The 26230-nt window shown below is 65.0% G+C and carries 23 protein-coding genes; 10 read left to right on the top strand and 13 right to left on the bottom strand.

Annotation, left to right across the window (positions count from 1 at the left end; genetic code table 11):
* Positions 1-75: 75 nt before the first annotated feature.
* Both mraZ and ACTU6V_RS10895 read right to left on the bottom strand, forming a co-directional pair.
* A complete protein-coding gene (gene mraZ, locus ACTU6V_RS10900; RefSeq protein WP_230103047.1) occupies positions 76-507 on the bottom strand; it encodes a division/cell wall cluster transcriptional repressor MraZ in 432 nt (143 codons plus the stop codon).
* A gap of 222 nt (positions 508-729) precedes the next feature.
* Positions 730-1122 (bottom strand): SCO2097 family morphological protein, encoded by a 393-nt coding sequence (locus ACTU6V_RS10895; protein WP_443469453.1) that lies wholly within the window; start codon positions 1120-1122, stop codon positions 730-732.
* A gap of 88 nt (positions 1123-1210) precedes the next feature.
* Between ACTU6V_RS10895 and ACTU6V_RS10890 the strand changes: the two genes are divergently transcribed.
* Entirely contained in the window at positions 1211-2299 is a 1089-nt protein-coding gene (locus ACTU6V_RS10890) for a polyprenyl synthetase family protein (protein WP_443475605.1), read from the top strand.
* A gap of 12 nt (positions 2300-2311) precedes the next feature.
* Here the strand turns inward: ACTU6V_RS10890 and ACTU6V_RS10885 are convergent, their stop codons facing one another.
* Positions 2312-2662 (bottom strand): Rv2175c family DNA-binding protein, encoded by a 351-nt coding sequence (locus ACTU6V_RS10885; RefSeq protein WP_443469455.1) that lies wholly within the window; start codon positions 2660-2662, stop codon positions 2312-2314.
* Between the two features lie 153 nt (positions 2663-2815).
* Here ACTU6V_RS10885 and ACTU6V_RS10880 point away from each other — a divergent pair, with 153 nt between their 5' ends.
* The gene (locus ACTU6V_RS10880; RefSeq protein WP_443475729.1) at positions 2816-3808 is read left to right on the top strand and encodes a LysM peptidoglycan-binding domain-containing protein; all 993 of its coding nucleotides are present in this window, start codon (positions 2816-2818) and stop codon (positions 3806-3808) included.
* A gap of 71 nt (positions 3809-3879) precedes the next feature.
* On the top strand, positions 3880-5826 hold the full coding sequence (gene pknB / locus ACTU6V_RS10875; RefSeq protein WP_443469456.1) for a Stk1 family PASTA domain-containing Ser/Thr kinase: 1947 nt from the start codon (positions 3880-3882) through the stop codon (positions 5824-5826).
* A 713-nt stretch (positions 5827-6539) separates the two neighbouring features.
* On the opposite strand, the gene ACTU6V_RS10870 is transcribed toward pknB, so the two are convergent.
* Together ACTU6V_RS10870 and ACTU6V_RS10865 are read right to left on the bottom strand one after the other, a co-directional pair.
* Positions 6540-7880, bottom strand: a complete 1341-nt coding sequence (locus ACTU6V_RS10870; protein ID WP_443469457.1) for a class II 3-deoxy-7-phosphoheptulonate synthase — start codon at positions 7878-7880, stop codon at positions 6540-6542.
* Between the two features lie 38 nt (positions 7881-7918).
* On the bottom strand, positions 7919-8605 hold the full coding sequence (locus tag ACTU6V_RS10865) for a lysophospholipid acyltransferase family protein (RefSeq protein WP_443475728.1): 687 nt from the start codon (positions 8603-8605) through the stop codon (positions 7919-7921).
* Positions 8606-8785: 180 nt separating this feature from the next.
* Between ACTU6V_RS10865 and ACTU6V_RS10860 the strand changes: the two genes are divergently transcribed.
* Positions 8786-10615 (top strand): AMP-dependent synthetase/ligase, encoded by a 1830-nt coding sequence (locus tag ACTU6V_RS10860; protein ID WP_443475604.1) that lies wholly within the window; start codon positions 8786-8788, stop codon positions 10613-10615.
* On the opposite strand, the gene ACTU6V_RS10855 is transcribed toward ACTU6V_RS10860, so the two are convergent.
* The 3 genes from ACTU6V_RS10855 to ACTU6V_RS10845 are packed head-to-tail and all read right to left on the bottom strand — an operon-like array spanning position 10612 to position 15920.
* Entirely contained in the window at positions 10612-11103 is a 492-nt protein-coding gene (locus ACTU6V_RS10855; protein WP_443469460.1) for a peptide deformylase, read from the bottom strand. The two genes, ACTU6V_RS10860 and ACTU6V_RS10855, sit on opposite strands and share 4 nt — an antisense overlap.
* Entirely contained in the window at positions 11103-12470 is a 1368-nt protein-coding gene (locus ACTU6V_RS10850; RefSeq protein ID WP_443475603.1) for a MinD/ParA family ATP-binding protein, read from the bottom strand. Before ACTU6V_RS10850 ends, ACTU6V_RS10855 begins: the two co-directional genes overlap by 1 nt.
* Before the next feature lie 42 nt (positions 12471-12512).
* Positions 12513-15920, bottom strand: coding sequence for a pyruvate carboxylase (locus tag ACTU6V_RS10845; protein WP_443469462.1), 3408 nt, complete (start codon positions 15918-15920; stop codon positions 12513-12515).
* A 94-nt stretch (positions 15921-16014) separates the two neighbouring features.
* Between ACTU6V_RS10845 and ACTU6V_RS10840 the strand changes: the two genes are divergently transcribed.
* Positions 16015-16827: a ParA family protein gene (locus ACTU6V_RS10840; protein WP_443469504.1), complete on the top strand. Its 813-nt coding sequence runs from the start codon at positions 16015-16017 to the stop codon at positions 16825-16827.
* A 69-nt stretch (positions 16828-16896) separates the two neighbouring features.
* Here ACTU6V_RS10840 and ACTU6V_RS10835 read toward each other — a convergent pair whose 3' ends face one another.
* The 3 genes from ACTU6V_RS10835 to ACTU6V_RS10825 all read right to left on the bottom strand — a co-directional run bounded on the left by ACTU6V_RS10835 (position 16897) and on the right by ACTU6V_RS10825 (position 18717).
* On the bottom strand, positions 16897-17442 hold the full coding sequence (locus ACTU6V_RS10835; protein ID WP_443469463.1) for a MerR family transcriptional regulator: 546 nt from the start codon (positions 17440-17442) through the stop codon (positions 16897-16899).
* Positions 17443-17539: 97 nt separating this feature from the next.
* Complete coding sequence (gene ftsR, locus ACTU6V_RS10830) at positions 17540-18229, bottom strand: transcriptional regulator FtsR (protein ID WP_443469464.1); 690 nt, start codon at positions 18227-18229, stop codon at positions 17540-17542.
* A complete protein-coding gene (locus tag ACTU6V_RS10825; protein WP_443469465.1) occupies positions 18229-18717 on the bottom strand; it encodes an FHA domain-containing protein in 489 nt (162 codons plus the stop codon). Before ACTU6V_RS10825 ends, ftsR begins: the two co-directional genes overlap by 1 nt.
* Positions 18718-18816: 99 nt before the next feature.
* Here ACTU6V_RS10825 and ACTU6V_RS10820 point away from each other — a divergent pair, with 99 nt between their 5' ends.
* Both ACTU6V_RS10820 and lpdA read left to right on the top strand, forming a co-directional pair.
* Complete coding sequence (locus tag ACTU6V_RS10820) at positions 18817-19461, top strand: copper resistance CopC family protein (protein WP_443469466.1); 645 nt, start codon at positions 18817-18819, stop codon at positions 19459-19461.
* 9 nt (positions 19462-19470) lie between these two features.
* Positions 19471-20868: a dihydrolipoyl dehydrogenase gene (gene lpdA, locus ACTU6V_RS10815; protein WP_443469467.1), complete on the top strand. Its 1398-nt coding sequence runs from the start codon at positions 19471-19473 to the stop codon at positions 20866-20868.
* Between the two features lie 71 nt (positions 20869-20939).
* On the opposite strand, the gene ACTU6V_RS10810 is transcribed toward lpdA, so the two are convergent.
* Both ACTU6V_RS10810 and ACTU6V_RS10805 read right to left on the bottom strand, forming a co-directional pair.
* Positions 20940-22514 carry a glycerol-3-phosphate dehydrogenase/oxidase gene (locus ACTU6V_RS10810; RefSeq protein ID WP_443475602.1) on the bottom strand — a complete coding sequence of 525 codons (1575 nt, stop codon included), beginning with the start codon at positions 22512-22514 and terminating at the stop codon, positions 20940-20942.
* Complete coding sequence (locus tag ACTU6V_RS10805; protein WP_443469469.1) at positions 22511-23122, bottom strand: TetR/AcrR family transcriptional regulator; 612 nt, start codon at positions 23120-23122, stop codon at positions 22511-22513. The genes ACTU6V_RS10810 and ACTU6V_RS10805 overlap by 4 nt, the downstream gene beginning before the upstream one ends.
* Positions 23123-23142: 20 nt before the next feature.
* Here ACTU6V_RS10805 and ACTU6V_RS10800 point away from each other — a divergent pair, with 20 nt between their 5' ends.
* Genes ACTU6V_RS10800 through ACTU6V_RS10790 form a run of 3 tightly spaced genes read left to right on the top strand, consistent with a single transcriptional unit; the run spans position 23143 to position 26221 of the window.
* Positions 23143-24762, top strand: coding sequence for an FAD-binding oxidoreductase (locus tag ACTU6V_RS10800; RefSeq protein WP_443469470.1), 1620 nt, complete (start codon positions 23143-23145; stop codon positions 24760-24762).
* A 1-nt stretch (position 24763) separates the two neighbouring features.
* On the top strand, positions 24764-25663 hold the full coding sequence (locus ACTU6V_RS10795; protein WP_443475601.1) for a diacylglycerol/lipid kinase family protein: 900 nt from the start codon (positions 24764-24766) through the stop codon (positions 25661-25663).
* Between the two features lie 48 nt (positions 25664-25711).
* Entirely contained in the window at positions 25712-26221 is a 510-nt protein-coding gene (locus ACTU6V_RS10790) for a DUF6578 domain-containing protein (protein ID WP_443469472.1), read from the top strand.
* Positions 26222-26230: the final 9 nt, after the last annotated feature.

The following is a 26230-nucleotide window of genomic DNA, read 5'->3' as shown; positions in this document are numbered from 1 at the left end:
TGATCCCCCTCCGCTTCTCGACCCGGCACCGGGGAAGTGTGTCGGGGCGGGAGCGGCGGGGCATCACAGCCGAGGTTAGAAGAGTCCGGGAATCACCTCCTGCTCCAATTCTGAGTAGTTGTCCTCGCCAGCAGCGAGATAGTCGTTCCAGGCCGCGGCATCCCAGATCTCGGCGTGCGCGCCGACACCGGTGACGATGAGCTCCTTCTCGAGCCCCGCGTACTGACGGAGATGACCGGGGATGGTGATGCGGTTCTGGCTGTCGGGCATTTCTGCGCTTGCTCCGGAGAGGAACATCCGCAGGAAGTCACGGGCCTGCTTGTTGCTGAGCGGTGCTTGCCGGATCCGCTCGTGCATCGCCTCGAACTCGGCAGTGCTGAACACGTAGAGACAGCGCTCCTGGCCACGGGTGACCACGATGCCTCCGCCGAGATCCTCACGGAACTTCGCCGGCAGGATGACTCGACCTTTGTCGTCGAGCTTCGGTGAATGCGTTCCCAGCAACATCGGCCATCACCCCCTCTGCAACCGGCCAATTCGAGGTTGACCCCACTTTACTCCACTTTCCTCCACATTCATATGATCACGCAGGAAAAGAATGCCATATGGCGCGAGGAACAGCCCCCACTCCCCCGTGATTGCAGGGCTCAGCGAAGTGGAGGAGAGAATCACCCAGAAACGCAAAAAGACCCGGATGCACGAGGCATCCGGGTCAGAAGTGGAGCGGTGTCAGTGACCGTCTTGGCGACGATCCCAACGATCGTTCATGCGATCCATGAACGAGGAAGAGTTCTGTGGAGTCTTCGGCGAAGCGCTCGCCTGAGTACGCACTGATCCGCCAACGCGGCGGACGGGGGTCACCGCGAGGATGACGCCGACGAGCATTGCCGCGAAGCCGACGACTCCGATGATGATGCTGACGACTGCGCCGAGCTGGCTGCCAAGGGCAACTCCGGCGACGAGCGCGCCGATGCCGACGAGCAGCAGAACTGCGCCGTAGACGAGATTGCGATAGCTGAGTGTGCGATCTCCGGACGGCGCACTCACAATGTCAGCGTCGTTGTGCAGGAGATGGCGTTCCATCTCATCGAGCAGACGCTGCTCCTGTTCAGACAGTGGCATGACGCCCCCCTCGGGTTCAATATGTCCCAGTCTACGCGCAACCAGACCACGGAGGCTAGGTTTCGGCTGAGAACCTAAGCTGATTATCGTGCCCCTCTCCAGCCAAGTCCAGCAGGCCGTCGCCGACCGCCTGGAGCGCTTCATCTCTGCAATGCGTTCCGAGGCCGCAACTTACGGTCCGGATGCCGCGCTCCTCCTCGATGCGGCGGTTCAGACGCTGCACGGCGGCAAGCGACTGAGGGCGCGATTCTGCCACTCCGGATGGACTGCGGTGGCGCGTTTCGCCGACAGCCGGGCCAAGGCGACGGATCCCGTGTGGGACCTCTGCGCGGCCCTTGAGATCTTCCAGTCTGCGGCCCTCGTGCACGACGACCTGATCGACAACTCCGACACGCGTCGCGGCCGCCCGGCCGCACATCGCGCACTCGAACAGCAGCACGGCGAGCAGCGCTGGGCTGGCAACGCGGATGCGTTCGGACGTTCGGCCGCGATCCTCCTGGGCGACCTGCTCATCTCGTGGAGCGATGATCTCTTCGAGCAGGCTCTGGCGGAGCATCCGCATGCGGCATCCGTGCGGCGCGTATACGCGCGCATGCGGCGCGACGTGACGACCGGACAATTCCTCGACATCGCCGAGGAATCCGCGTGGCGGGTCAGCCCCGACGCCGAGCACGCGGAGCGCGCGCTGCGTGTCGCCTCACTGAAGTCGGCGCGCTACAGCGTCGAACAGCCACTCGCTCTCGGTGCCGCACTCGCTGGAGCGGATGCCGATCAACTGGCCGCCCTGCGCGCCTTCGGCCACCCGCTCGGGATGGCGTTCCAGCTGCGCGATGACGTCCTCGGGGTCTTCGGTGACCAATCAGTCACCGGCAAGCCGACCGGTGATGACCTCCGCGAGGGGAAGCGCACCGTGCTCATCGCGCTCACGCGCGAGAATCTCGATGCATCTGCTCGTCGAGTGGTCGATGACCTCCTCGGCGATCCCGATCTCGAGCATGCCCAGGTGGCGGCGCTGCAGGCGACGATCTCCGCCTCGGGAGCCCTGGATCAGGTCGAGGAGATGATCCGCGCCTTTGCCTCTGAGGCCGACCGAGCACTCACCGGTGCTCGGCTCGACAATGCGGCCGTCGGAGATCTGCGCGATCTCGCACGTGCCGCGACTGTCCGCACCGCCTGAAAAGCAGGCGGCTTACGCGAGTGTGCGTGCGATGCGACGAACGGAGCTCTTGTGTCCGTCGAGGAGTGCAGCGATCGGCGTGCGACCGAGTTCGGCTTCTTCGGTGAACAGCCAGTCGATGGCCTCGTCATCGCTGAGTCCGGCATCCGCGAGGGCCATGATCGTGCCGCGCAGCGATGCCAGCGGACGGCCGTCGACGATGAAGATCGATGGAACGGCGAATGGACCGTTCCGCGTCGAGCCGATCAGGTACTGCTCCGCGATGAGTCGACGGACACGGCCGAGCGGTTCGCCGAGAACCTCGACGAGATCGGGGGTGGTCAACCATTCGGCGGCGAGCTTGCCAGCTGTTTCATCAGACACGTTCCGACTATCTCACTTCCCACGCGGCATCACACAACTGAGGTTGAGCAACTTCGGTCACTTTGTTCACTTTGGTTGACATGTTTCTCATGTCATGTCAGCGTTTCAAGGGTTCAGAACAGGGGGGGAACCTTGAAGCTCACCGCGACTGCAATGCGAGACAAGTACGTTCACATCGGCGCGCCGGCTGCCGCTCTCGGCGTGCTGGCGAGCACTCTGGCAGCAGTTCCTGCTCACGCGGCATCCCCGACTGAGCCCACATCGGTTCCGGCTCATTCCGGTGCCGCATCGCTCGCCCCGGACACCGCCCGCGTGGCTCAGGCCGCCCCTGCTCCGGCCACGTATACGGTGCAGTCCGGCGATACGGTCTCTGCCATCGCCGAGCGCTTCTCGCTGATGCCCGTAGACGTGCTCACGTGGAACGGGCTCGGCTGGCGATCGGTCATCTACCCCGGACAGACACTCGCTCTCGCCGCACCCGCCGCACCCGCCTCGGCGCAAGTAGCCGCGCCCGCCGCTGCCGCATCGACACACACCGTCGTCGCCGGCGACACCGTCTTTGCAATCGCTCAGCGCTATGGGACGACGGTTGAGGCGATCCTCACCGCGAACGGCCTCGGCCAGGGCGCCATCATCTACCCGGGGCAGAGCCTCTCGGTCGCTGTCGCTGTCGCTGTCGCTGTCGCAGCACCGGAACAGGTCTCCGAGGCGCCAGCAGCAGCCCCGACCGCTTCGGTCGCGCTCAACCCGCCGCAGGCGGAGAACGTCGCGCTCATCATCCGGATCGGGCGCGAGCTCGGCGTCTCCGACCACGGCATCGCGATCGCACTGGGCACCTCGATGGTCGAGTCGTGGCTGCGCAATCTCGACTGGGGCGACCGCGATTCGCTGGGGCTGTTCCAGCAGCGTCCGAGCACCGGGTGGGGCACGGCCGATCAGATCATGAACCGCGACTACAGCATTCGCGCATTCTTCACCGGAGCATCCAACCCGGACGGCACGATCACCCGCGGACTGCTCGATATTCCGGGCTGGGAGGGTATGTCCTTTGCCAACGCAGCGCAGTCCGTCCAGATCTCTGCGTATCCGCAGCGGTACGCCGAGTGGGAGACCGCGGCATACGAATGGCTGGCGCAGTACGGGTAATTCCGGATGCCACCCCGCCGAAAGGTGAGGCGCTCCCCGGGCTTTCAGCCACTTCTTCATAGAATCTGTACGTGACGACCAATCAGCAGGCCGACCCCCTCATCGGGCGGCTTGTCGACGGCCGGTACCGCGTTCGCGCTCGCATCGCCCGCGGCGGGATGGCCACGGTCTACGTCGCCACCGACCTGAGACTCGAGCGCAGGATCGCCCTCAAGGTCATGCACGGGCACCTGAGCGACGACTCGGTGTTCCAGAGCCGCTTCATCCAAGAGGCGCGCGCGGCAGCCCGACTCGCCGACCCGCACGTCGTCAACGTCTTCGACCAGGGTCAGGACGGCGAGCTGGCGTACCTGGTCATGGAGTACCTGCCCGGCATCACCCTGCGCGAGTTGATGCGTGAGCAGAAGCGACTGACGATCACACAGACCGTCACGATCATGGACGCGATTCTCTCCGGCCTTGCCGCAGCGCACAAAGCCGGCATCGTCCACCGTGATGTGAAGCCCGAGAACGTGCTGCTCGCCGAGGACGGCCGCATCAAGATCGGCGACTTCGGGCTCGCTCGCGCGACGACGGCGAACACCGCAACCGGTGCGCAGCTGCTCGGCACGATCGCCTACCTCGCTCCCGAACTCGTTACCCGCGGAACTGCGGACGCCCGGAGCGACATCTACGCGCTCGGCATCATGCTGTACGAGATGCTCGTGGGCGAACAGCCCTACAAGGGCGAGCAGCCGATGCAGATCGCGTTCCAGCACGCGACGGAGTCGGTCCCCCGCCCGAGTGTTCGCAATCCCGGTGTCCCTGAGCAGCTCGACGAGCTCGTGCTGTGGTCGACGGAGAAGTCACCGGACGAGCGGCCTGACGATGCGCAGGAGATGCTCGATCGGCTGCGCGATATCGAACGGCAGCTCGGGGTCTCCCCCACGCCGACCGCCACGGCGGCAATGCCGACACGCTCGCACCACGACTCGGCTGATCTGACCAAAGTCATGCCCGCGACGATGATCATCGACGATTCCACAGGGCCTGTGGCTGTCGCACAGCCGATCGACAATGCCACTGTGCTGCGCCGCAGAACAGCAAATCGCCGCGCACGCGGCGCCTTCCTCCTCACCCTCGTCCTCCTGCTTGCCGTTCTCGCCGGTGGAGTCGGCTGGTGGTTCGGCTCTGGACCTGGTTCGCTCATCGCCGTTCCTTCGGTGGCGGGAATGAGTTACGAGGATGCCGCCGCTGTTCTCACCGAAGAGGGCTTCGTCCCCACCGCCGCAGAAGAGAGCTCCGTCGATATCGAGCCGGGCTTGTCGATCCGCACGGATCCGGCCGAGGGTGAGCGACTGGACGGCGGCAGCGAAGTCAGCGTCTTCATCTCGACAGGGCCCGCTCCTCGAAGCGTCAATGCCCTCAACGGCATGACCACAGACGCAGCCCGTGTCTATCTCGCCGAGCTCGGACTGACGGTGTCGGACGACGACCTGCTGCTGTACTCGCGCGCAGACGACGGCATCGTGATCAACGCGAGTGTCACTCCGCGTGATGGCGGCGACGCTGTCGAGTGCGGCGAAGGATGCGACGTGCACGAAGCCGACACGGCCCAGTTGGTCGTTTCGCTCGGAGGCCTGCCCGACGTGGTCGGAATGACGACGTCAGAAGCATCTGCGGCATTGGCCGAGAAGGATATCCAGACGACGACGACTGAGGAATACAGCGACAGCATCGAAGAGGGTCGAGTGATCAACACTGCCGATCGTGAGGGCGGTGGCAACTGGCGCCCCGGCGACACGATGACCCTGGTGGTCTCACTCGGACCGCAGCTGTTCGCCGTGCCCGACGTCACGGGAATGAACCGCGATCAGGCGGCGCAGGCGCTGCGTGACGCGGGGTTCGAACCGACATGGAACCCACTGTGGACGCCGTTCCCCAACGGCCTGACCGAAGTCACTGGAACCGACCCGGCCGCCGGGAAGATGCGCCGGGCCGGCACCGAAGTGACGTTGCTGATCCGCAGCAGTCTCTAGCGGTTCGCACGTCGAGAACGCACGAACCGCCCTTCCGAAGCATCCGGAGGGGCGGTTCTCGCGTTCTCGAGGTCACAGAAGGCGTTGGATGCGCGCGATCAGCGCCCGCGCGCCGTTGAGGAGGTCATTGGCGCCGACTTGGATGACGCGATATCCGGCATCTTCCATCAACTGTGTTCTGGGTGAGATCCTTCAGCCCCACCGCAACCAGCCACTCAGGGCAGAGCTGTGTGGAGAGCTGACACCAGACATCCGCAGGCGAGAGCACGCGAACCCCCTGCAGAGTGAAGGCCGCCAGGGTTTCATCGGGACGCTCCCAGCCGGTCACTCCCGGACGGCGCACCTCGAGACCCGACACACGTCACGTGCAGGTGCTGCGATACCGTAGGCAGAGGCATCCCCCACAGACGCGCGGCTGTCTGGTGACTGAAGAAGTGGTGCGGGCTCAGGGCTTGACTCAAAGCGGCGCAGCGGTCGCGGAGCGTCTCCAGCGGAGCATCCGATCGCACTCCGTGGAATGGACGCTCCAGATCACGTCCGCGCATCCGCTTCTCGGTGACGCCACGCGCAGCGCGCGTCTGCACGTGAAAAGTCTGTCCGCGTAGGGAAACCTGGCAAGCGTGTGCGGGGCTGCATCCTCAAATCCTGCGCTCCCGAAGACCCGCCCACTGAAGTTATCCACATCCCGCCGCCGATGGAGGTGCGCGAAAGACTCAGCGCTTCTCGAGCTCCTCGGCGACGAGGAACGCGAGCTCGAGGCTCTGCATGTGGTTCAGACGCGGGTCGCACAGGCTCTCGTAGCGCGTGGCGAGGCCCTGCTCGTCGATCTGCTCCGAGCCGCCGAGGCACTCGGTGACATCGTCACCGGTGAGCTCGACGTGGATGCCGCCGGGGAACGTGCCCACCGCGCGGTGCGCTTCGAAGAACCCGCGCACCTCGTCGACGACGTCGTCAAAGCGACGAGTCTTGTACCCGGTCGGCGTCGTGATGCCGTTGCCGTGCATGGGGTCGGTGACCCACAGCGGCTGCGCACCCGAGTCGCGCACGGCCTCCAGCAGCGGCGGAAGTGCGTCACGGATCTTGCCCGCACCCATGCGGGTGATGAAGGTGAGGCGGCCCGGCTCGCGGTTCGGGTCGAGCTTGTCGATGAGCTCCAGTGCCGTCTCCGGTGTCGTCGTGGGGCCGAGCTTCACACCGATCGGGTTGCGGATCTTGGAGAAGTAGTCCACGTGCGCACCGTCGAGGTCACGCGTGCGCTCACCGATCCAGAGGAAGTGCGCCGAGGTGTTGTATGGAGTGTCGGTGCGCGAGTCGATACGCGTCATCGGGCTCTCGTAGTCCATCAGCAGGCCCTCATGGCCGGTGAAGAACTCGACGCGCTTGAGTTCGTCGAAGTCGGCTCCCGCAGCTTCCATGAACTTGATGGCGCGGTCGATCTCAGCGGCCATGCGCTCGTAACGCTGGTTGGCGGGGTTCGACGCGAACCCCTTGTTCCAGGAGTGCACTTCGCGGAGGTCGGCGAAGCCACCCTGCGTGAACGCACGGATCAGGTTCAGCGTCGAAGCTGCCGTGTGATACCCCTGCAGCAGTCGACCAGGGTCTGCCTTCCGAGAGCCCTCGGTGAAGTCGTAGCCGTTGACGATGTCGCCGCGGTACGCGGGCAGAGTGACCTCACCGCGCGTCTCGGTGTCACTGGAGCGGGGCTTGGCGAACTGCCCAGCCATCCGGCCCATCTTGACGATCGGCATCGACGCGCCGTAGGTGAGCACCACGGCCATCTGCAGCACGGTCTTGATGCGATTGCGGATCTGCTCAGCGGTCGCACCCGCGAAGGTCTCAGCGCAATCGCCGCCCTGCAGGAGAAAAGCTCCCCCAGAGGCCGCTCGCGCGAGACGGTCACGCAGGTTGTCTACCTCGCCCGCGAAGACGAGAGGAGGAAGCGCTGCGATCTGCTTCGAGACATCGGCGACGTGGTCGAGGTCGGACCAGGTCGGCTGCTGTTTGATAGGAAGGTCGCGCCAGGTGTCGAGTCCGGCATCGTGCTGCTGAGACATTTTCCCAGCTTACTGGCGCAACAGCGTCACTCGCGCCGTCATGACTGACGAGGTGCCCGCTCCTTCACAGAGGATGCGTACACGTCGTCGTACTGCTGCTGACCCAGTCGCTGCAGAGCAACCATGATCTCGTCGGTCACCGATCGCAGGATGTATCGGTCATTCTCCATACCTGCGTAGCGGGAGAAGTCGAGCGGTTCGCCGATCACGATGCCCACCCGCACGAGGCGAGGGACCGTCCGGCCGATCGGCATCGCGGTATCGGTGTCGACCATGATGACTGGGATCACCGGGACTTTCGCCTCGAGGGCCATGCGCGCGAGCCCCGTACGGCCGCGGTAGAGCTTGCCATCGGGGCTGCGAGTGCCCTCGGGGTAAATGCCGAGCACATCGCCGCGACCGAGCACCTGCAGACCGGTGTTCAGCGAGGCCTCCGAGGCTTTTCCTCCCGAGCGATCGATGGGGATCTGCCCGGTCGCCTTCATGAAGTTCTTCGTGGCCCAGCCCTTGAGACCGCGTCCGGTGAAGTAGTCGCTCTTCGCGAGGAACGACATCGGCCGATCGATCAGCAGTGGAAGGAACACCGAGTCCGAGACCGAGAGGTGGTTGCTGGCGAGAATCGCCGCGCCGGTGCGCGGCACATTGTCGCGCCCCACGATCCAGGGCCGGAACACAGCCTTGACGATGGGGCCGACCACCACGTATTTCATCAGCCAGTAGAACATCGTGAGGAAGTCTATCCCCGCACCGTCGCCTTGATCGGTCGCGTCGAGAGCAGCGCTCAAAAAGTGATGCGACCGAGTCTCACTTGATACGCTACTGAATGTCAAAATTCACCGAGCTTGCGCGTCGATGTGCCCTAGACTCAGGGAAAGCCGTGCCCGACCGGTACCGAAGGAGTTGCCGTGGTCCAATTCGAAGTCCCTGCGATCGTCCCTGCTGATCCCGAAGCGAACATCACTGACCTGTTGGTCAAGCGCGTCGAGGCCACACCGAACCGTGCATTGTTCTCCGTGCCGAATGGAGAGGGATGGCGCGATATCTCCGCCGCTGACTTCCAGACGGCCGTCATCGCCCTCGCAAAGGGCTTCGTCGCTGCCGGCATCCAGCCGGGCGAGAAGGTCGGATTCCTCGCCCGCACCACCTATGAGTGGACGCTGATCGACTTCGCGCTCTTCTACGCCGGCGCGGTGATGGTCCCGATCTACGACACCAGCTCCCCCGCGCAGATCCAGTGGATCATGGAAGACTCCGGCGCCATCGCGCTCATCGTCGAGTCTGCAGACCACTTCGCAAAGGCTGACGAGGTGCGCGGCGACCTGCCACTGGTGCGTGAGGTATGGCAGCTGCACCTCGGCGCCATCGACACGCTCACTTCCGCAGGAGCCGAGATCGAGGGTGCTGAGATCGAGCGCCGCCGGAATCTCGCCGTCGGCTCCGACATCGCCACGCTCATCTACACTTCCGGCTCCACCGGTCGACCGAAGGGATGCGTGCTCACGCACAGCAACTTCGTCGAGTTGACTCGCAACTCGGCGAAATCGCTCGACAAGGTCGTGCAGATGCCCGGCGCCTCGACCGTGCTCTTCATCACCACCGCGCACGTGTTCGCACGATTCATCTCGCTGCTGAACGTTCACGCAGGAGTGCGCACCGGGCACCAGCCCGACACCAAGCAGCTGCTGCCCGCACTCGGTTCCTTCAAGCCCACGTTCCTTCTGGCTGTGCCGCGCGTGTTCGAGAAGGTGTACAACTCCGCCGAGCAGAAGGCGGAAGGCGGTGGAAAGGGCAAGATCTTCCGCGCTGCCGCCGCGGCTGCGATCGAGCACTCCAAACTCCTCGAAGACGGCAAGAAAATTCCGTTCGGCCTGAAGATCAAGTTCGCGCTGTTCGACAAGCTGGTCTACAGCAAGCTGCGCGAGGCCATGGGCGGCAACATCGCGTACGCGGTTTCCGGCTCTGCCCCCCTCGGCCCGCGACTGGGCCACTTCTTCCACAGCCTCGGCGTGGTGATCCTTGAGGGATACGGCCTCACCGAGACGACCGCACCGGCAACGGTGAACCTCGCCGACAAGTCCAAGATCGGCACCGTCGGACCGGCTATCCCCGGCGTTGGCGTGCGACTCGCTGAAGACGGCGAGATCGAGGTCAAGGGCATCAACGTCTTCAAGGAGTACTGGAACAATCCAGAGGCAACCGCTGAGTCGTTCCACGACGGCTGGTTCCGCACAGGCGACATCGGCAGTTTCGATTCCGAAGGCTTCCTGACGGTCACCGGCCGCAAGAAGGAGATCATCGTCACAGCAGGAGGCAAGAACGTCGCCCCCGCCGCACTCGAGGATCCGATCCGCGCGAATCCGATCATCAGTCAGGTCGTCGTCGTCGGCGACCAGAAGCCGTTCATCTCGGCACTCATCACGCTCGACTCCGAGATGCTGCCTACTTGGCTCGGCAACAACGGCCTCGCAGCCGATATGTCGGTCGCTGAGGCATCGAAGAACCCCGCGGTCATCGCCGAGGTCCAGCGCGCCGTCGACATCGCGAACAAGAGCGTCTCGCGTGCCGAGTCCATCCGCAAGTTCCGCATTCTGGAGACGGAGTGGACCGAGGCGAGCGGACACCTGACGCCGAAGATGTCCATCAAGCGCCACGTGATCCTGAAGGACTTCGAGAACGAGGTCTCAGCGATCTACGATGAGCCGGTCAGCACGACCAACGTCTCTATCGGAGGCTAGAACCAGTCGCTCTCTCGCACCTCACGCATGGCGATCTTACGGTCTGCCGGCGTGAGGCGCGAGAGATACAGCATCCCGTCCAAGTGATCGGTCTCGTGCTGGAGGGCTTGTGCGAGCAAGCCCTCACCCTCGAGTACGACAGCATTGCCGTCGAGGTCGATTCCTTCGACACGAGCCCACGGGTGGCGCAGTGCGCTGTGCCACAGACCCGGCACCGAAAGACATCCCTCACCCATCGGCACTGGTTCGCCGCGCACCTCTGCCAGTACCGGGTTGAGCACGTAGCCGATGTCGCCGTCGATGTTGTAGCTGAACGCCCGGACTGCGATGCCGATCTGCGGCGCCGCCACACCGGCACGCCCTGGGACCTCGACGCTATCGATGAGGTCCGCAACGAGTGACCGCACGCCGTCATCGATCTCATCCACTGGAGCGCACACTGTGCGCAGCACGGGGTCGCCGAAGACCCTGATCTCACGAACAGCCATCAGGCGGCCTTCGCCCGCAGGCCCTCGACGAGGAGTGCCGCGAGCTCACGCGCAGCCTGACGGGTCTCTGGCTGCAGGCTCGTGAAGACGATTGCGCCTCCGCCAGCGATGTGAGTGTCGTACGGCATGCGCACGACGTTCTTCGCGCGGGTGCGGAAGTGCGCCTCGAGCTCGTTCAACCGCACGAGAGGACTCCCCGGCGTCGACTGGTTCAGCACGATGATCGCGTTCCGCGCCTGCGCCTCGTATCCGTTGCTCTCCAGCCAGGTGAGCGTCTCCGAAGCCAACCGGGCTTCATCCACGCTCAGGCCCGACACGATGACGATCTGGTCGGCGAGGTCGAGGGTTGCCCCCATCACCGAGTGGACGATGCCTGTTCCGGTGTCGGTGAGGACCATCGAGTAGTAGTGCGCAGCGACGCGGGCGACGTCACGGTAGTCGTCATCGCTGAACGCCTCGGCCACACGCGGATCCGAATCCGATGCGAGCACATCGAGTCTGGTGGTATCGCGAGCGACGATCGCCGAGATGTCGTGGAAGCCCTTCACCTCGGCCTGGATGCGGACGAGGTCGCGCACAGATTTGTCGTTCGTGCGCAGAATGCGATCGGCCAGCGTGCCGCGATCGGGGTTCGCGTCGACGGCGATCACACGGTCGTCACGAGCATCCGCCAGCGCCATCCCGAGCAGAGCCGTGATCGTGGTCTTGCCGACACCGCCCTTACGTGACAGCACAGGGACGAAGCGCGCCCCCCCGGCGAACGGGCTCGAGATCCGCGCCGTGAGCGCCTTGCGTTCACGGGCGCGCTTGCCGTCGCCGAGGTTGATGCGCCGACCCGAGATCGTGTAGAGCAGGTGGCTCCATGCACCCTCGGGTTCCGGCTTGGTCAGCTGGCTCGGGTTGAGGAGGCGATCGGACGTGAGCAGATCTGCCGTCTCACGAGAAGACTGCCCCTGCTGCTCACCGAACCGCTTCGCGGTGAGGGCCTCAGCAGGCTTCTCACGAACGACGGGTGCGACCACCAAATCGGCGACGACGGTGTCGTCGCCGACCCTGTCATCTGAGTCATCGACTTCGGATGCCGCAGGCGCAGCATCCTGCTCCACCGACGTTTTCACCTGCGGGGCGTCTGTTTCAACGAGTGGAACTTCGATGACGCCGATCACGATCTCTTCGTCCGATGCGATCTCTCCGTCGACGACGGAATCGTCGACAAGATCATCGTCTTCTGCGCTGTTCGGCAGAGAGACGCTGACCTGTGCCGTCTGTCCGAGGACGCCGAGCGCCGTGGTGTCCAACGAGGCAGCCTCGTCGAGCACGCCGAGGGAATCCTCCTCGTGCGCGTCGGAATTATTCTTCGATGTCACAGTGTCACTCCAAGCTCGTGCGATCGTGTCGCCCGCACAAGGTTACTTGGCTGGAGTGATCACGACCAAAAGGTCACCCGCATCCACCTGCTGTGTGGGACCGATCGCGAGACGTTCGATGACGCCGCTGACGGGAGCGGTGATGGCCGCTTCCATCTTCATCGCCTCGATGGATGCGACCGGTTCACCGGCCTTCACCTCTGCGCCGACCTCGACCTTCAGCGTGACGACTCCGGAGAACGGCGCAGCCACCTGTCCCGGCTTGGAGGTGTCTGCCTTCTCGACTTCATGCGCATCCACAGCGATCGAACGGTCACGGACGAAAACCGGACGCAGCTGTCCGTTCAGCGTGGTCATGACCGTCCGCATACCGCGATCGTCTGCCTCGCCGATCGCCTCGAGTCCGACGTAGAGCTGCACTCCACGATCGATCTCGACGAGGTGCTCCTGACCCTGGACCAAGCCGTAGAGGTAGTCGCCGGTGTCGAGCACAGACAGATCACCGAACAGCTCCCGCTGCTGCGCGAACTCACGGGTCGGTGCGGGGAACAGCAGAGCGTTCAGGCGTGCCCGTCTCTCCTCGCTTGTTCCCGCGAGTGCCTTCTCGTCGTCAGACGAGATCTCGGTGAACCCGGACCGCACCTCGCGCCCGGCAAGCACCTTGCTGCGGAAGGGCTCTGGCCATCCGCCGGGGAGCTCCCCCAGTTCGCCAGCCATGAAACCCACCACAGAATCGGGAACGTCGTACTTCTCCGGATTCGCTTCGAAGTCGGCGGGATCCGCCTTGACCGCGGCAAGATGCAGCGCGAGGTCCCCCACGACCTTCGACGACGGCGTCACCTTCGGCACACGGCCGAGGATCCGATCCGCTGCGGCGTACATGTCTTCGATGAGCTCGAAGTCATCGGCGAGCCCCAGCGCCTTCGCCTGCTGGCGCAGGTTGGAGAGCTGACCGCCGGGGATCTCGTGGTGGTACACGCGCCCTGTGGGGCCGGGGAGGCCGGACTCGAACGGCGAGTACTTGTTGCGGACCGCTTCCCAGTAGGGCTCGAGATCCGAGACACTGTCCAGATCGATGCCGCTGTCGCGATCAGTGTGCGCGAGGGCGGCGACGAGCGACGACAGCGAGGGCTGGCTCGTCGTGCCGGACAGCGGGGCGGATGCCGCATCCACTGCGTCTGCGCCCGCGGCACTGGCCGCGAGCAGAGTCGCCAGCTGGCCGCCAGGAGTGTCGTGAGTGTGCAGGTGCACTGGCAGGTCGAACTGCTCGCGCAGTGCCGTCACAAGCTTCGCAGCAGCAGCCGGGCGCAGGAGGCCCGCCATGTCCTTGATCGCGAGGATGTGCGCACCGGCATCGACGATCTGCTCTGCCAGGCGCAGGTAGTAGTCCAGCGTGTAAAGGTCCTCGGCCGGGTTCAGCAGGTCCCCGGTATAGCAGAGGGCGACCTCTGCGACAGATGTGCCAGTGGCACGCACTGCGTCGATGGCAGGACGCATCTGCTCGACATCGTTGAGAGCGTCGAAAATGCGGAAGATATCGATGCCGCTCGCCGCAGCCTCAGCCACGAAGGCCTCGGTCACTGCGGTCGGGTACGGCGTGTAGCCGACCGTGTTGCGCCCGCGCAGCAGCATCTGGATGTTGATGTTCGGCAGCGCCGCACGGAGCTTGTCGAGCCGCTCCCAGGGGTCCTCGCCGAGGAAGCGCAGCGCCACGTCGTACGTTGCCCCGCCCCACGCTTCGACTGAGAGCAGCCCTGGGGTGAGCCTGGCGAGGTACGGGGCCGCCGCGACGAGGTCGCGGGTGCGGACACGAGTCGCCAGCAGTGACTGATGCGCGTCGCGGAAGGTCGTGTCCGTGATCGCCAGCGCCGTCTGAGCGCGGAGGCTCTTCGCGAACCCCTCGGGCCCGAGCTCGAGCAGCCGCTGCCGGGAGCCCGGAGCAGGCTCGACGCTCAGATCGATGTCGGGCAGCTTCGTCACGGCCTCGGCCGTACCGGGGTGAGCGCCATTGGGCTTGTTCACGGTGACGTCGACGAGCCAGTTCAGCAGCTTCGTGCCGCGGTCCTTGGACACGCGCCCCTGCAGGAGGTCGGGTCGCTCATCGATGAACGACGTGCTGATGTCACCGGCGACGAAGGATTCATCGTCAAGCAGCGCCTGCAGGAAGGGGATGTTGGTGGATACACCGCGGATGCGGAATTCAGCCAGCGCCCGACGAGCACGGGCGACCGCCGTCGTGAAGTCGCGTCCGCGGCAGGTGAGCTTCGAGAGCATCGAGTCGAAGTGCGGGCTGATCTGCGCGCCCTGGTGCACGGTACCGCCGTCGAGACGGATGCCTGCGCCGCCGGGCGAACGGTACGTGGTGATCTTTCCGGTGTCGGGCCGGAACCCCTGTGTGGGGTCCTCGGTGGTGATGCGGCACTGCAGTGCCGCACCGCGCAGGCGGATGTCGCGCTGCTGCAAACCGAGGTCGGCGAGCGTCTCGCCCGCGGCGATCCGCAGCTGCGCCTGCACGAGATCGACATCTGTGACTTCTTCTGTCACGGTGTGCTCGACCTGGATGCGCGGGTTCATCTCGATGAAGACGACTTCACCGGTGCGCTCACCAGCCGTCTCCAGGAGGAACTCGACGGTTCCGGCGTTCTCATAGCCGATCGAACGCGCGAAGGCGATGGCGTAGTCATGAAGAGCCGTGCGGATGTTGTCGTCCAGGTTCGGCGCCGGTGCGATCTCGACGACCTTCTGGTGACGACGCTGCACAGAGCAGTCTCGCTCGAACAGGTGAACCGTCTCGCCGGTCTTGTCGGCGAGGATCTGCACTTCGATGTGGCGGGGGCGCACGACGGCCTGCTCGAGGAACATGCGCGGATCGCCGAACGCGCTCTCCGCCTCGTGCATGGCTTCAGCCAGTGCGGGGGCCAGTTCGGCCTTCGTCTCCACCCGTCGCATTCCTCGGCCGCCGCCGCCGGCGACGGCCTTGGCGAAGATCGGGAATCCGATATCGTCGGCCTGCGCGACCAGTTCGTCGACGTCAGCGGATGCTGCGGTCGATCGAAGCACCGGCACGCCTGCTTCGATCGCGTGGCGCTTCGCCTCGACCTTGTTTCCTGCCATCTCGAGCACGTTCGAGGGCGGGCCGACGAAGACGATGCCGTTCGCGGCAGCCTTCTCGGCCAGTTCTGGGTTCTCCGAGAGGAATCCGTACCCGGGGTAGATGGCATCGGCGCCCGATTCCAGAGCGACGCGGATGATCTCGTCCACATCCAGGTATGCGCGCACAGGATGCCCGCGCTCACCGATCACATAGGCCTCGTCGGCTTTCAGGCGATGCTGCGAACCGCGGTCCTCATAGGGGAACACCGCGACCGTGCGCGCACCCACCTCGACTGCTGCTCGGAATGCTCTGATCGCGATTTCACCACGATTGGCCACAAGGATCTTCTGAAACATGCACACCTCTGTTAGCTCGTTATGCGACGCTCTTGACGCACACGGGGCGGGGGCTGAGTGTTTTCCAAGCCTAGGGGAAGGTAACGTGGTGTTCGTGCACGTACTCAGCGTCAGCTCCCTCAAAGGCGGCGTCGGCAAGACGACCGTAACCCTCGGCTTGGCCTCAGCGGCCTTCGCCCGGGGTGTTCGTACCCTCGTCGTCGACCTCGATCCACAATCCGATGTGTCCACCGGAATGGACATCCAGATCGCTGGACGTCTCAACATCGCCGATGTTCTCGCGAACCCCAAAGAGAAGGTTGTCCGTCAGGCGATCACCTCCAGCGGCTGGGCAAAGGTCCACCCCGGCACCATCGATGTGCTCATCGGCAGCCCATCCGCCATCAACTTCGATGGCCCTCACCCGAGCGTTCGCGATGTGTGGAAGCTCGAAGAGGCCCTTGCCTCTGTCGAGAGCGACTACGACCTCGTGCTCATCGACTGCGCTCCCTCGCTGAATGCGCTGACCCGCACCGCGTGGGCTGCCAGCGATCGCGTGATGGTGGTCACTGAGCCGGGACTGTTCTCCGTCGCCGCGGCCGACCGTGCGCTGCGCGCGATCGAAGAGATCCGCCGCGGGCTGTCCCCACGGCTTCAGCCACTCGGGATCGTCGTGAACCGCGTGCGTCCACAGTCCATCGAGCACCAGTTCCGCATCAAGGAACTCCGAGACATGTTCGGTCCGCTCGTGCTCTCGCCGCAGCTGCCGGAGCGCACGTCGCTGCAGCAGGCGCAGGGCGCCGCGAAGCCGTTGCACATCTGGCCGGGAGATTCCGCTCAGGAACTTGCCGCCGACTTCGATCTCTTGCTGGACCGTATCGTCCGCACCGGGCGCGTACCTGTCCCTGAGACCGGCTCGCAGGCCTGACGTCAGCGCCAGCTGCGCTGCATAAGGCGCTCAGCGGTGCACGATGCCAGCGGCGCGTGGCGCTCGGCTCTACGCGGTGCGCTTGGCGCGACGCGCGCCGAGCTCGTCCACCGGGTCGGGCGCAGTCGGGTCGAACTCGACGAGCGTCGATTCGACTTCACGCAACACCTTGCCGACGGCAATGCCGAAGACGCCCTGCCCGCGGCTGACCAGGTCGATGACCTCGTCATTCGAAGTGCAGAGGTAGACCGATGCACCATCGCTCATGAGCGTGGTTCCGGCGAGGTCACGAATGCCAGCGGCACGCAGCTGATCGACGGCGACACGAATCTGCTGCAGGGAGATCCCGGTGTCGAGGAGTCGCTTGACCAGCTTGAGGACGAGGATGTCGCGGAAGCCGTACATGCGCTGCGAACCAGAACCGCTCGCCCCGCGAACGGTCGGAACGACCAGTTCAGTGCGCGCCCAATAGTCGAGCTGACGGTACGTGATCCCCGCAGCACGAGCAGCGACCGCACCGCGGTAGCCGACCTCGTCATCCATGGCGGGAAGACCGTCCGTGAAGAGGAGTTCGGTAACGAACCGCGGGTCGCCTGCACGCTCATCCGCACTCATTTGAATTCCTCTCTTTGGCCTACCTCCACGCTAGAGCAGTGCCCCATGCCGGGCAATGACATCCACGCCGACACGAAGGTGTGTCGCAACCTGTTCGTTACGAAAGAACTCGCGCGAGTGCTTCTTTGACGAAAGCGGCGCGCACGTCGTCGATCTTGGCTGCGAGTTCGGGCGCCATCTCGCGCGCTTTCCCTCTCGAAGTGGCATCAGTTCTGCGCAGCAGCGCCGACATCGCCGACTCGATGAGCGAGACCTCACGCTCGGCACTCTGGCGAAGCGTACGCAGATGTCGCGGTTCGATGCCGTGCCGATCCAGTGCAACCAGCCCACGCAGAAGCGTGACGATCGATTCCGGGTAGGTCTCTGCGGCATTGATGATGCCGGTGCTGATCGCGTCGTTGAGGATCTGGGGACCGGCGCCTGCGGCTGAGAGTAGCTCTTCGCGACGGTAGCGCCTGGGAGCAGGTGCGATCGAGGGAGGCGGTGCGAGGCTCAGGCCGCCATCGTTTCCGGCCTGCGCCTGGTCCAACTGCTCGCGGATGACGCTCAGCGGAAGGTAGTGGTCACGCTGCAGAGTGAGCCCGAGACGCAGTCGATCGATGTCGGACTGCGAGAACTTGCGATAGCCCGACTCGGTCCGTGAGGGGCTGACAATACCCTGCACCTCGAGGAATCGCAGCTTGCTCGAGGTGAGATCTGGGAACTCAGGCGTGAGCCGGGCGAGCACCTGTCCGATACTCAGAAGCCCCGCAGACGCAGAGCGATCGCGGGCGTGGAGTGGCGCCATTACTCAGTCGCCGCGTTGATATCTGCAGGCGAGACGAAGAAGTTCAGGCGGAATTTGCCGACGCGGAGCTCGTAGCCGTTGGCCAGGCCGCCGCGGTCCACACGCTCACCATTGACATAGGTGCCGTTGAGCGAGCGCTGGTCGATGATCTCGAAAGACTTCTTGTCTGACCGAGTGATCTCAGCGTGTCGGCGCGAGACCGTGACATCGTCGAAGAAGATGTCTGCTTCGGGATGACGGCCGATCGTCGTGACGGCGGTGTCGAGCAGATACCGGGCTCCAGCCATGGCGCCGGAGCGCACCAGCAGCAGCGCAGATCCCGAAGGAAGCGCCGCGATTGCAGCCTGTTCGACCTCGGTGAGCTCGGCACCGAAGGGAACGAAAGATAGGTCGGAATCGTGTCCGAACGTCTGCGTGGCGTCGTGCCGCTGCTCGCCGTCCCGGTGAATGGCGGCGCTGCGGGCCGATTGGCTTTCGAAATCTGTCACGGTAGCCCTCCTCCGCCCCAGACTAACTGATCCATCGACCCCGGAGCGAGGCTCTGTATGACTCAGACCGCGCACAACGTTGTTTCATATGGTGGGGGTGTGCGCACTCTCACTTCTCGACACTCCGTCAGTCCGGTCGTTCTCGCTGCCGCTCTCCTGGTCGCGTTCGCGTTTCTGTTCGCCTGGCCTCAGCCAGCAGCTGCCCACGACGCCCTCGTCGAGTCCAGCCCTGCCGCCGATTCGACGGTCGAGACGCTGCCTGACGCACTCACTCTGACGTTCAGCGCGGCGCTGATCGATGGCGACGGCTCTACCGAGATCGCGGTGACCGATGCCGCCGGGCAGCCTGTCACCGACGGCCCTGCCACGGTGGACGGCGCGATGGTGACGCAGGCTCTCGTGTCGCAGGCTGATGCCGGTGCGTACCACGTGCTGTGGAAGGTCGTCTCAAGCGACGGGCATCCGACCTCGGGAGAATTCCAGTTCACCGTTGAGAACAGCACTCTGCCCTCCCCTGAACCGTCCGCCGCGCCCACGGCAGAGGAGACGGTCGCTCCTGCGCCAGAGGTCACCCAGAGCGCTGCACCGGCAGAAGACCCGAACATGGAATCCATGAGCTCCTTTTCCCCCGGCTGGCTCATCGCCGGCGGTGTCGTGCTGCTGGTCGTCGTGTTCGTGCTCGTGCTTCTGCTGCGTCGCCGCAAGCCCGCACAATCCGAAACTGACAGCCCCGCAGAGCGATAGGCTTAAGGCATGCCACACTACGACGTCGTCATCCTCGGCGCGGGCCCCGGCGGGTACGTCGCCGCAGTCCGCAGTGCACAGCTCGGACTCTCCACCGCAATCATCGAAGAGAAGTACTGGGGCGGTGTGTGCCTCAATGTCGGCTGCATTCCCTCGAAGGCTCTGCTGAAGAACGCGGAGCTCGCCCACACTCTGAACCACAAGGCAGAGTTCTTCGGCATCTCGGGTGACTTCACTCTTGACTTCGGCAAGGCGTTCGACCGTTCGCGCGAAGTCGCCGATGGCCGGGTCAAGGGCATCCACTTCCTGATGAAGAAGAACAAGGTGACCGAGTACAACGGTCGCGGAACATTCACCGGCCCGAAGGCGATCTCGGTCGCAAAGGCCGATGGCACGACCGAAGAGGTCACGTTCGACAACGTGATCATCGCGACCGGCTCAAAGGTTCGGCTGCTCCCAGGCGTCGAACTCAGCGAGAACGTCGTCACCTTCGAAGAGCAGATCATGACCCGTGACCTGCCCGAGTCGATCGTCATCGTCGGCGCCGGTGCGATCGGCATGGAGTTCGCCTACGTCCTCACGAACTACGGCGTGAAGGTCACGATCATCGAGTTCCTCGACCGCGCTCTTCCGAATGAAGATGCTGACGTGTCCAAGGAGATCGCCAAGCAGTACAAGAACTACGGCGTTGACATCCTCACCTCGACCAAGGTCGAGAAGGTCGTCGACAACGGCTCGTCCGTCACCGTCACCTACACCGGCAAGGACGGCAACCAGGCCTCCATCGACGCCGGCAAGGTGCTCATGTCGGTCGGCTTCGCGCCGAACGTCGAGGGCTACGGTCTCGACAAGACCGGCGTCAAGCTCACCGAACGCGGTGCGATCGACATCGACGACCACATGCGCACGAACGTCGAGGGCATCTACGCCATCGGCGACGTCACCATGAAGCTGCAGCTCGCACACGTTGCCGAGGCACAGGGTGTTGTCGCTGCCGAGACGATCGGCGGCGCCGAGACGCAGACGCTGGGCGACTATCGGATGATGCCACGTGCGACGTTCTGCTCGCCTCAGGTCGCCTCGTTCGGCCTCACCGAGCAGCAGGCCAAGGACGAGGGCCACGAGATCAAGGTCGTAACGTTCCCGTTCATGGCGAACGGCAAGGCACACGGACTCGGCGAGCCCGTCGGCTTCGTCAAGATGATCGCAGATGCCGAGCACCTCGAGCTGCTCGGCGCCCACATGATCGGGCCTGACGTGTCCGAGCTCCTGCCCGAGCTGACGCTTGCGCAGAAGTGGGACCTCACCGCGCTCGAGCTGGCTCGCAACGTGCACACGCACCCGACGCTGTCTGAGGCGCTGCAGGAGGGCTTCCACGGCCTTGCCGGCCACATGATCAACTTCTAGCAGTCAGCGCAGAAGGAAAACCCGGCCATCGAGTTCGGCTCGGCCGGGTTTTTCTTCTTGCATCCCTCTTCTCACGGAAGCGCTGCGAGCGTTTCGATGACCACCTGCGCGACGACGTCGACCGCGGCTTCCCGATCGTCGGGCACGAGACCGATGCGGGTGCGCCGATCCAGGACGTCATCAGCGTCGAGTGCGCCCTCCGCGCGCACGGCGAACGCCACTTCGGCGCGGATGACATCGATCCCGTCCGCGACGCGCTGCGCGCCGCCGGACCCTCCGGATGTCAGAACGGATGCCGCTTCCGAACCGAAACGAGCGCGCAGAGTGGCCGAAGACGGACGGGGAGTATCCGTGCAGGTGACGGGAACAGGTGACCCCGGCGCGCCCACGAGCGGGAGGCAGTCGGTGCGGCATCCGGGATCGGACAGCCCCGCGTGCCGGCACGCGAGATCGACAGCATCCTTCGCCATCGCGCGATAGGTCGTGAGTTTGCCGCCGAGGATGCCGACGGAGCCGTTCGACGAGACCTCGACGCGGTGACGGCGAGAGATATCAGCGGTCGATTCCCCTACCCGAGCTTCGACGAGCGGGCGGAGGCCCGCGAACGAGCCGCGGATGTCACCGCGGCTCAGCGGGCGCTCGAGCGCGCGCGACAGCGTGGCCAGCAGAAAATCGATCTCGTCATCGGTGGGCATCGGCACATCGGGGATGCGCCCTGGCGCATCGACGTCGGTGAGTCCGACGATGACGCGCCCCAACTGAACAGGGAGGGCGAAGACGAAGCGACTGATCGATCCGGGGTGCGGGACAGTGAGGGCTGCGGTCGGATTTCCGAGCGTCGCAGCATCCAGGACGAGGTGGGTGCCTCTGCTCGGCCGAAGGCGCACGTCGGGGTCGAGCTCTTCTGCCCACACTCCGGCCGCATTGATGACGACCCGCGCATCGACCTGAACGGATTCGCCGCTGAGCGCGTCGTGAAGCGTCGCTCCTGTGCCTGTGACTCCCGCTGCGCGCACGCGGGTGAGGATCTTCGCCCCGTGCGCGGCAGCCGTCCGCGAGATCGCAGTGACCAGTCGCGCATCATCGATGAGCTGCCCATCCATGCCGACCATTCCGCCGCGGATGCCACGCCTGCTCACCGCAGGGAACATCGCCACGGCCTCAGCGACGGATGCTCTCATCGGCTGCGGCAGCAGGGCGCTCGGGGTGCGTGCGGCTCGCCGCATCCCGTCGCCGAGGAGGAAGCCCACACTGCCGAGGACGCGCTGCTTCATCGAGATGCCGTCGACGAACGGTAGGAGCTGCGGGAGCGTTCGGACCAGATGCGGCGCGACCCTCGTCATCAGAAGGTGACGTTCCACAGCACTCTCGTGAGCGACAGCGAGGTCACCGGAGGCGAGATAGCGTAGCCCGCCGTGGACGAGCTTCGAGCTCCATCTGCTCGTTCCGAAAGCGAGATCGTGGGCTTCTGCGAGCACGACGGAGAGTCCTCGGCTCGCGGCATCCAGGGCGACTCCCGCTCCTGTAACGCCTCCGCCGATGACCAGCACATCCACACGCCCCGTGTTCGCGAGCATGTCGAGTTCCCGCGAACGTCGCGCAGCGTTCAGCATCGCTGAGGCTCGCACTCCCCGCTCGGCGCTCATGGCTTGAGGTACCCGTCCACGGCTCGCGAGAGCTCCGAGCGCCACGAGGATGCCCCGATGAGAGACGACACGGCGTTGTGGGAGAGCACGGCGGACTGCACGATGAGAAGGAGCATCACGGACATCTCATCTGCGTTGCCAGCGCGCACCGTTCCGCCGGCCTGACATCGGTCGATGGCCTCCCCGAGCCACCGCAGCATGACGCGCTGGCTGGATCCGATCCGCTCGAGGCTGTACTGCGTGAATGCCTCGGGCTCGGATGCGAGGAGGTGACCGAACACCGGATCGGCGCTGAACAGATCCGTGAACAGTAGCGTCTGATCGACGAGATCTTGCCGGGTATCGACCTCCGACGAGAGGCGGTGGATGATCAAGAAGGTCTGGCGGAGCAGCGTCGCACGCACCACTTCGTCGCCGCTCGCCCAGCGCCGGTAGATCGTCGGTCTGCTCACTCGTGCTTCGCGCGCGAGTTCGGCGATCGTGAGCCGGGCTATTCCGCGGGTGGCGATGAGGGCTGCCGCCTTATCCAGGATGTGCGCATCGGACTCATCCCAGGTCGGGATCTCTGACTCGATCGACGAGTCCAGAACTGCTTGACGATCTTCCATAATGTGTCACACTGTAACGCATGACGACCGAAACGAGTCCGGCCGCGGCGATGCGCTGGAACGGATGGGGCGACCCTGCACTCGCCAAGGATCTTCCTCTCGCCGTGCGCGCCCTGTTGCCGACCATGATCGGGCGGATTCAGCGCCCAGCCCCAGCCGTCGCCCTCGCAGAGGTTCGCCTGACTCCGTCAGCACTTTCCTTCGAGGCTCGCTCCGCTCTCGCGGCGATCGTCGGCGATTCCTTCGTCACGACAGAGGACGACGCCCGTATCCAGCATTCCGGTGGCAAGTCGACGATCGACCTCATTCATCGGAGAGAATCCGTTCAGGATACTCCGGACGCCGTCGTCTCCCCGAGCGGTCATGACGAAGTCCTGGCCATTCTGAGGCTGGCTGCCGACCACTCACTCGCCGTTGTGCCCTTCAGCGGCGGAACAAGCGTCGTCGGAGCGCTGACCCCCGAGCGCGGCGACCACGATGCTGTGATCGCCCTCGATCTGAGGCGCTTGAGCGGCCTGTTGCATCTGGACGAGGAGAGCGGCGAAGCACGGTTCCTCGCGGGAACCACCGGCCCTGAAGCCGAGCGTCTGCTCACTGAGCACGGCTTCGAGCTCGGGCACTACCCGCAGAGCTTCCTCTACGCCACGCTCGGCGGCTTCGCCTCTGCGCGCTCCTCCGGTCAGAACTCAGCCGGTAATGGTCGCTTTGACGCCATGGTCACCGCCCTGCGGGTAGCGACGCCGACCGGAGAGGTCGCGCTCGGGGGCTCACCAGGCTCCGCGGCCGGCCCCGATCTGATGCGGGTTTTCCTCGGAGCCGAAGGAATTCTCGGTGTCATCACCGAACTGAGCCTGCGCGTGCACCGAATGCCGCAGACCCGCATCCACGAGGGTTGGTCGTTCCCGGACTTCGCATCGGGCGTCGATGCTCTGCGCCGCGTTGCTCAACTGGGCACTGGCCCCACCGTGATCCGCCTGTCTGATGAGGCGGAGACGGGAATCGGCCTCGCTCAGCACGGCAAGATCGGCAAAGCGCTGTCGAAGGGATGCAGCGCCGTCACCGTGTTCGAGGGCGATGCGGAGATCGCTGCCGCACGGCACGCCATGACCAAGCGCGTCCTCATCGCCGCAGGCGGTCGTTCGACTGGCACCGCCCCAGCCGAAGAATGGGCGAAAGGACGATTCGGAGCGCCGTATCTGCGTGACGCTCTGCTCGATCACGGGGTGTTCTGCGAGACGCTGGAGACTGCCGCTGTATGGGCGGATGTGGCGCGGTTGAAGTCTGCCGTGACCGAAGCGCTCCGCGAGGGCTTCACCGATCACGACACCAAGTCGCTCGTGATGTGCCACATCTCGCACATCTACCCGACCGGTGCCGCACTGTACTTCACCGTCATCGCGAATCTGCGAGGCGACGTGCTGTCCGAGTGGGATGCGATCAAATCACGCGTGAATGATGCGATCCTCAGCGCCGGCGGCACGATCAGTCACCACCACGGCGTCGGTCGCGATCACGCACGGTGGTTCGCGCAGGAGGTCGGCGACGGCGGCATCCGGATTCTTCGTGCGCTGAAGACCGAGTTGGATCCCACCGGCATCATGAACCCCGGCGCGTTGATCTCGACCGCTTCGGCCGACTGACATGCGCAACATCCATGTTCTCGTGAACCCCGCCGCCGGGCGCGGCGCGGGTGCATCGCGCGGCGAAGCGGCGATCGCCCGGCTGCGAGCGCGCGGCATCGACCCGGTGGTGCACACCGGCACTTCACCATCGGATTCTCGACGGCTCGCGGAGAAGGCCGTCGCCGCCCACCCCGATGCCCTGGTCATCGTCGGCGGTGACGGAACGCTCGCGAGCGTGGTCGATGTGCTGGCGGGTTCCGACATCCCCCTCGTTCTCGTTCCCGCCGGAACCGGCAACGATCTCGCCCGCGCGCTGGGGATTGCGTTCGGATCCGATGATGCGACGGCCGATGCCGCTGATGCTGCCCTCGACGGCATCCGGCGTTCGCTCGATATCGGCGAGGCGATCTCACCGGATACAACGGCACATTTTCTCACGATCGCCGCACTCGGTTTCGACGCGAAAGTGAGCGAACGCACGAACCGCCTGCGCTGGCCGCGCGGCGGCGCGCGCTACTACCTCGCCCTGCTGATCGAGCTGATCCGGCTGGCACCGATGCACTTCACGCTGCGCGTTGATGGCGCTGAGGCCCCCGTCGCGGAGGGCATCCTCATCGCGATCGGAAACACGCCCACCTATGGCGGCGGGATGCCGATCTGCCCGGACGCCGACCCGCATGACGGCCTGTTCGATGTCATCCACATCGCCCCGGTCGGCAGGTTCCAGCTGATCAGGTTCTTCCCGCATCTGCTGCGCGGCACGCACGTGAGTCTGCCCCAGGTTACGACAATGCGAGGACGCGAGATCGAAGTATCAGCTCCCGGGCTCCTCATGTACGCCGACGGCGAGCGCATCGGCACCGAAAGCGTCCGGATCCGCGTGATCCCCGGGGCGCTCAGCATTCTGCTGCCGGGGTGACCTCAGCCACGTGGAGTTGAATCGGCGGCCAGTCGGTAGGGTGGCCGCATGACGCGAGTGTGGTTGGAACGATGGGAATGGGCTTGTTGCGGTGATCCGTTCGCCGTCGGCGACGAGGTGGACTTCGGCATTCGGTCTCGAACGCCCCATCCGGCTATGGCCGACATGCTCGCCCCTGAGCTCATCAGCACCGTCGACGCGATCGAGTCTCACCACGAATCGGAATTCACCGACCGGGTACGCGGACGCGTGGTCGCCGTACACGCGATCACTCACGAGATCACGGAGCGCAGGACGCTGCGTCGCCCTGGGCACGGCGCTCCCTCGGATGCCGTGATGCCTGCGGACGGTGAGGAATGGCCGATGAACCGACTCGAACTCGGCAACGGAGCGTTCGCGGGGTCGCAGCCATCACGCTACGTCACAGAGTCCGTGCCGGTGCCGCACAGCGCCGCCCTTGAGAGCGTGGGCGGTGTCGGAGTGGCGCCTGAGCCTCTGCCTGCACTGCAGCCCGGGCACGCATTGGCTGGGTGGTTCGTCGACGTCGACGAGAGTTAGCCCCGATCG

This window comes from Microbacterium zouquanmingi, assembly GCF_052266675.1.
Lineage (GTDB): Bacteria > Actinomycetota > Actinomycetes > Actinomycetales > Microbacteriaceae > Microbacterium.
This window is presented reverse-complemented; position numbering and strand designations above follow the sequence as displayed.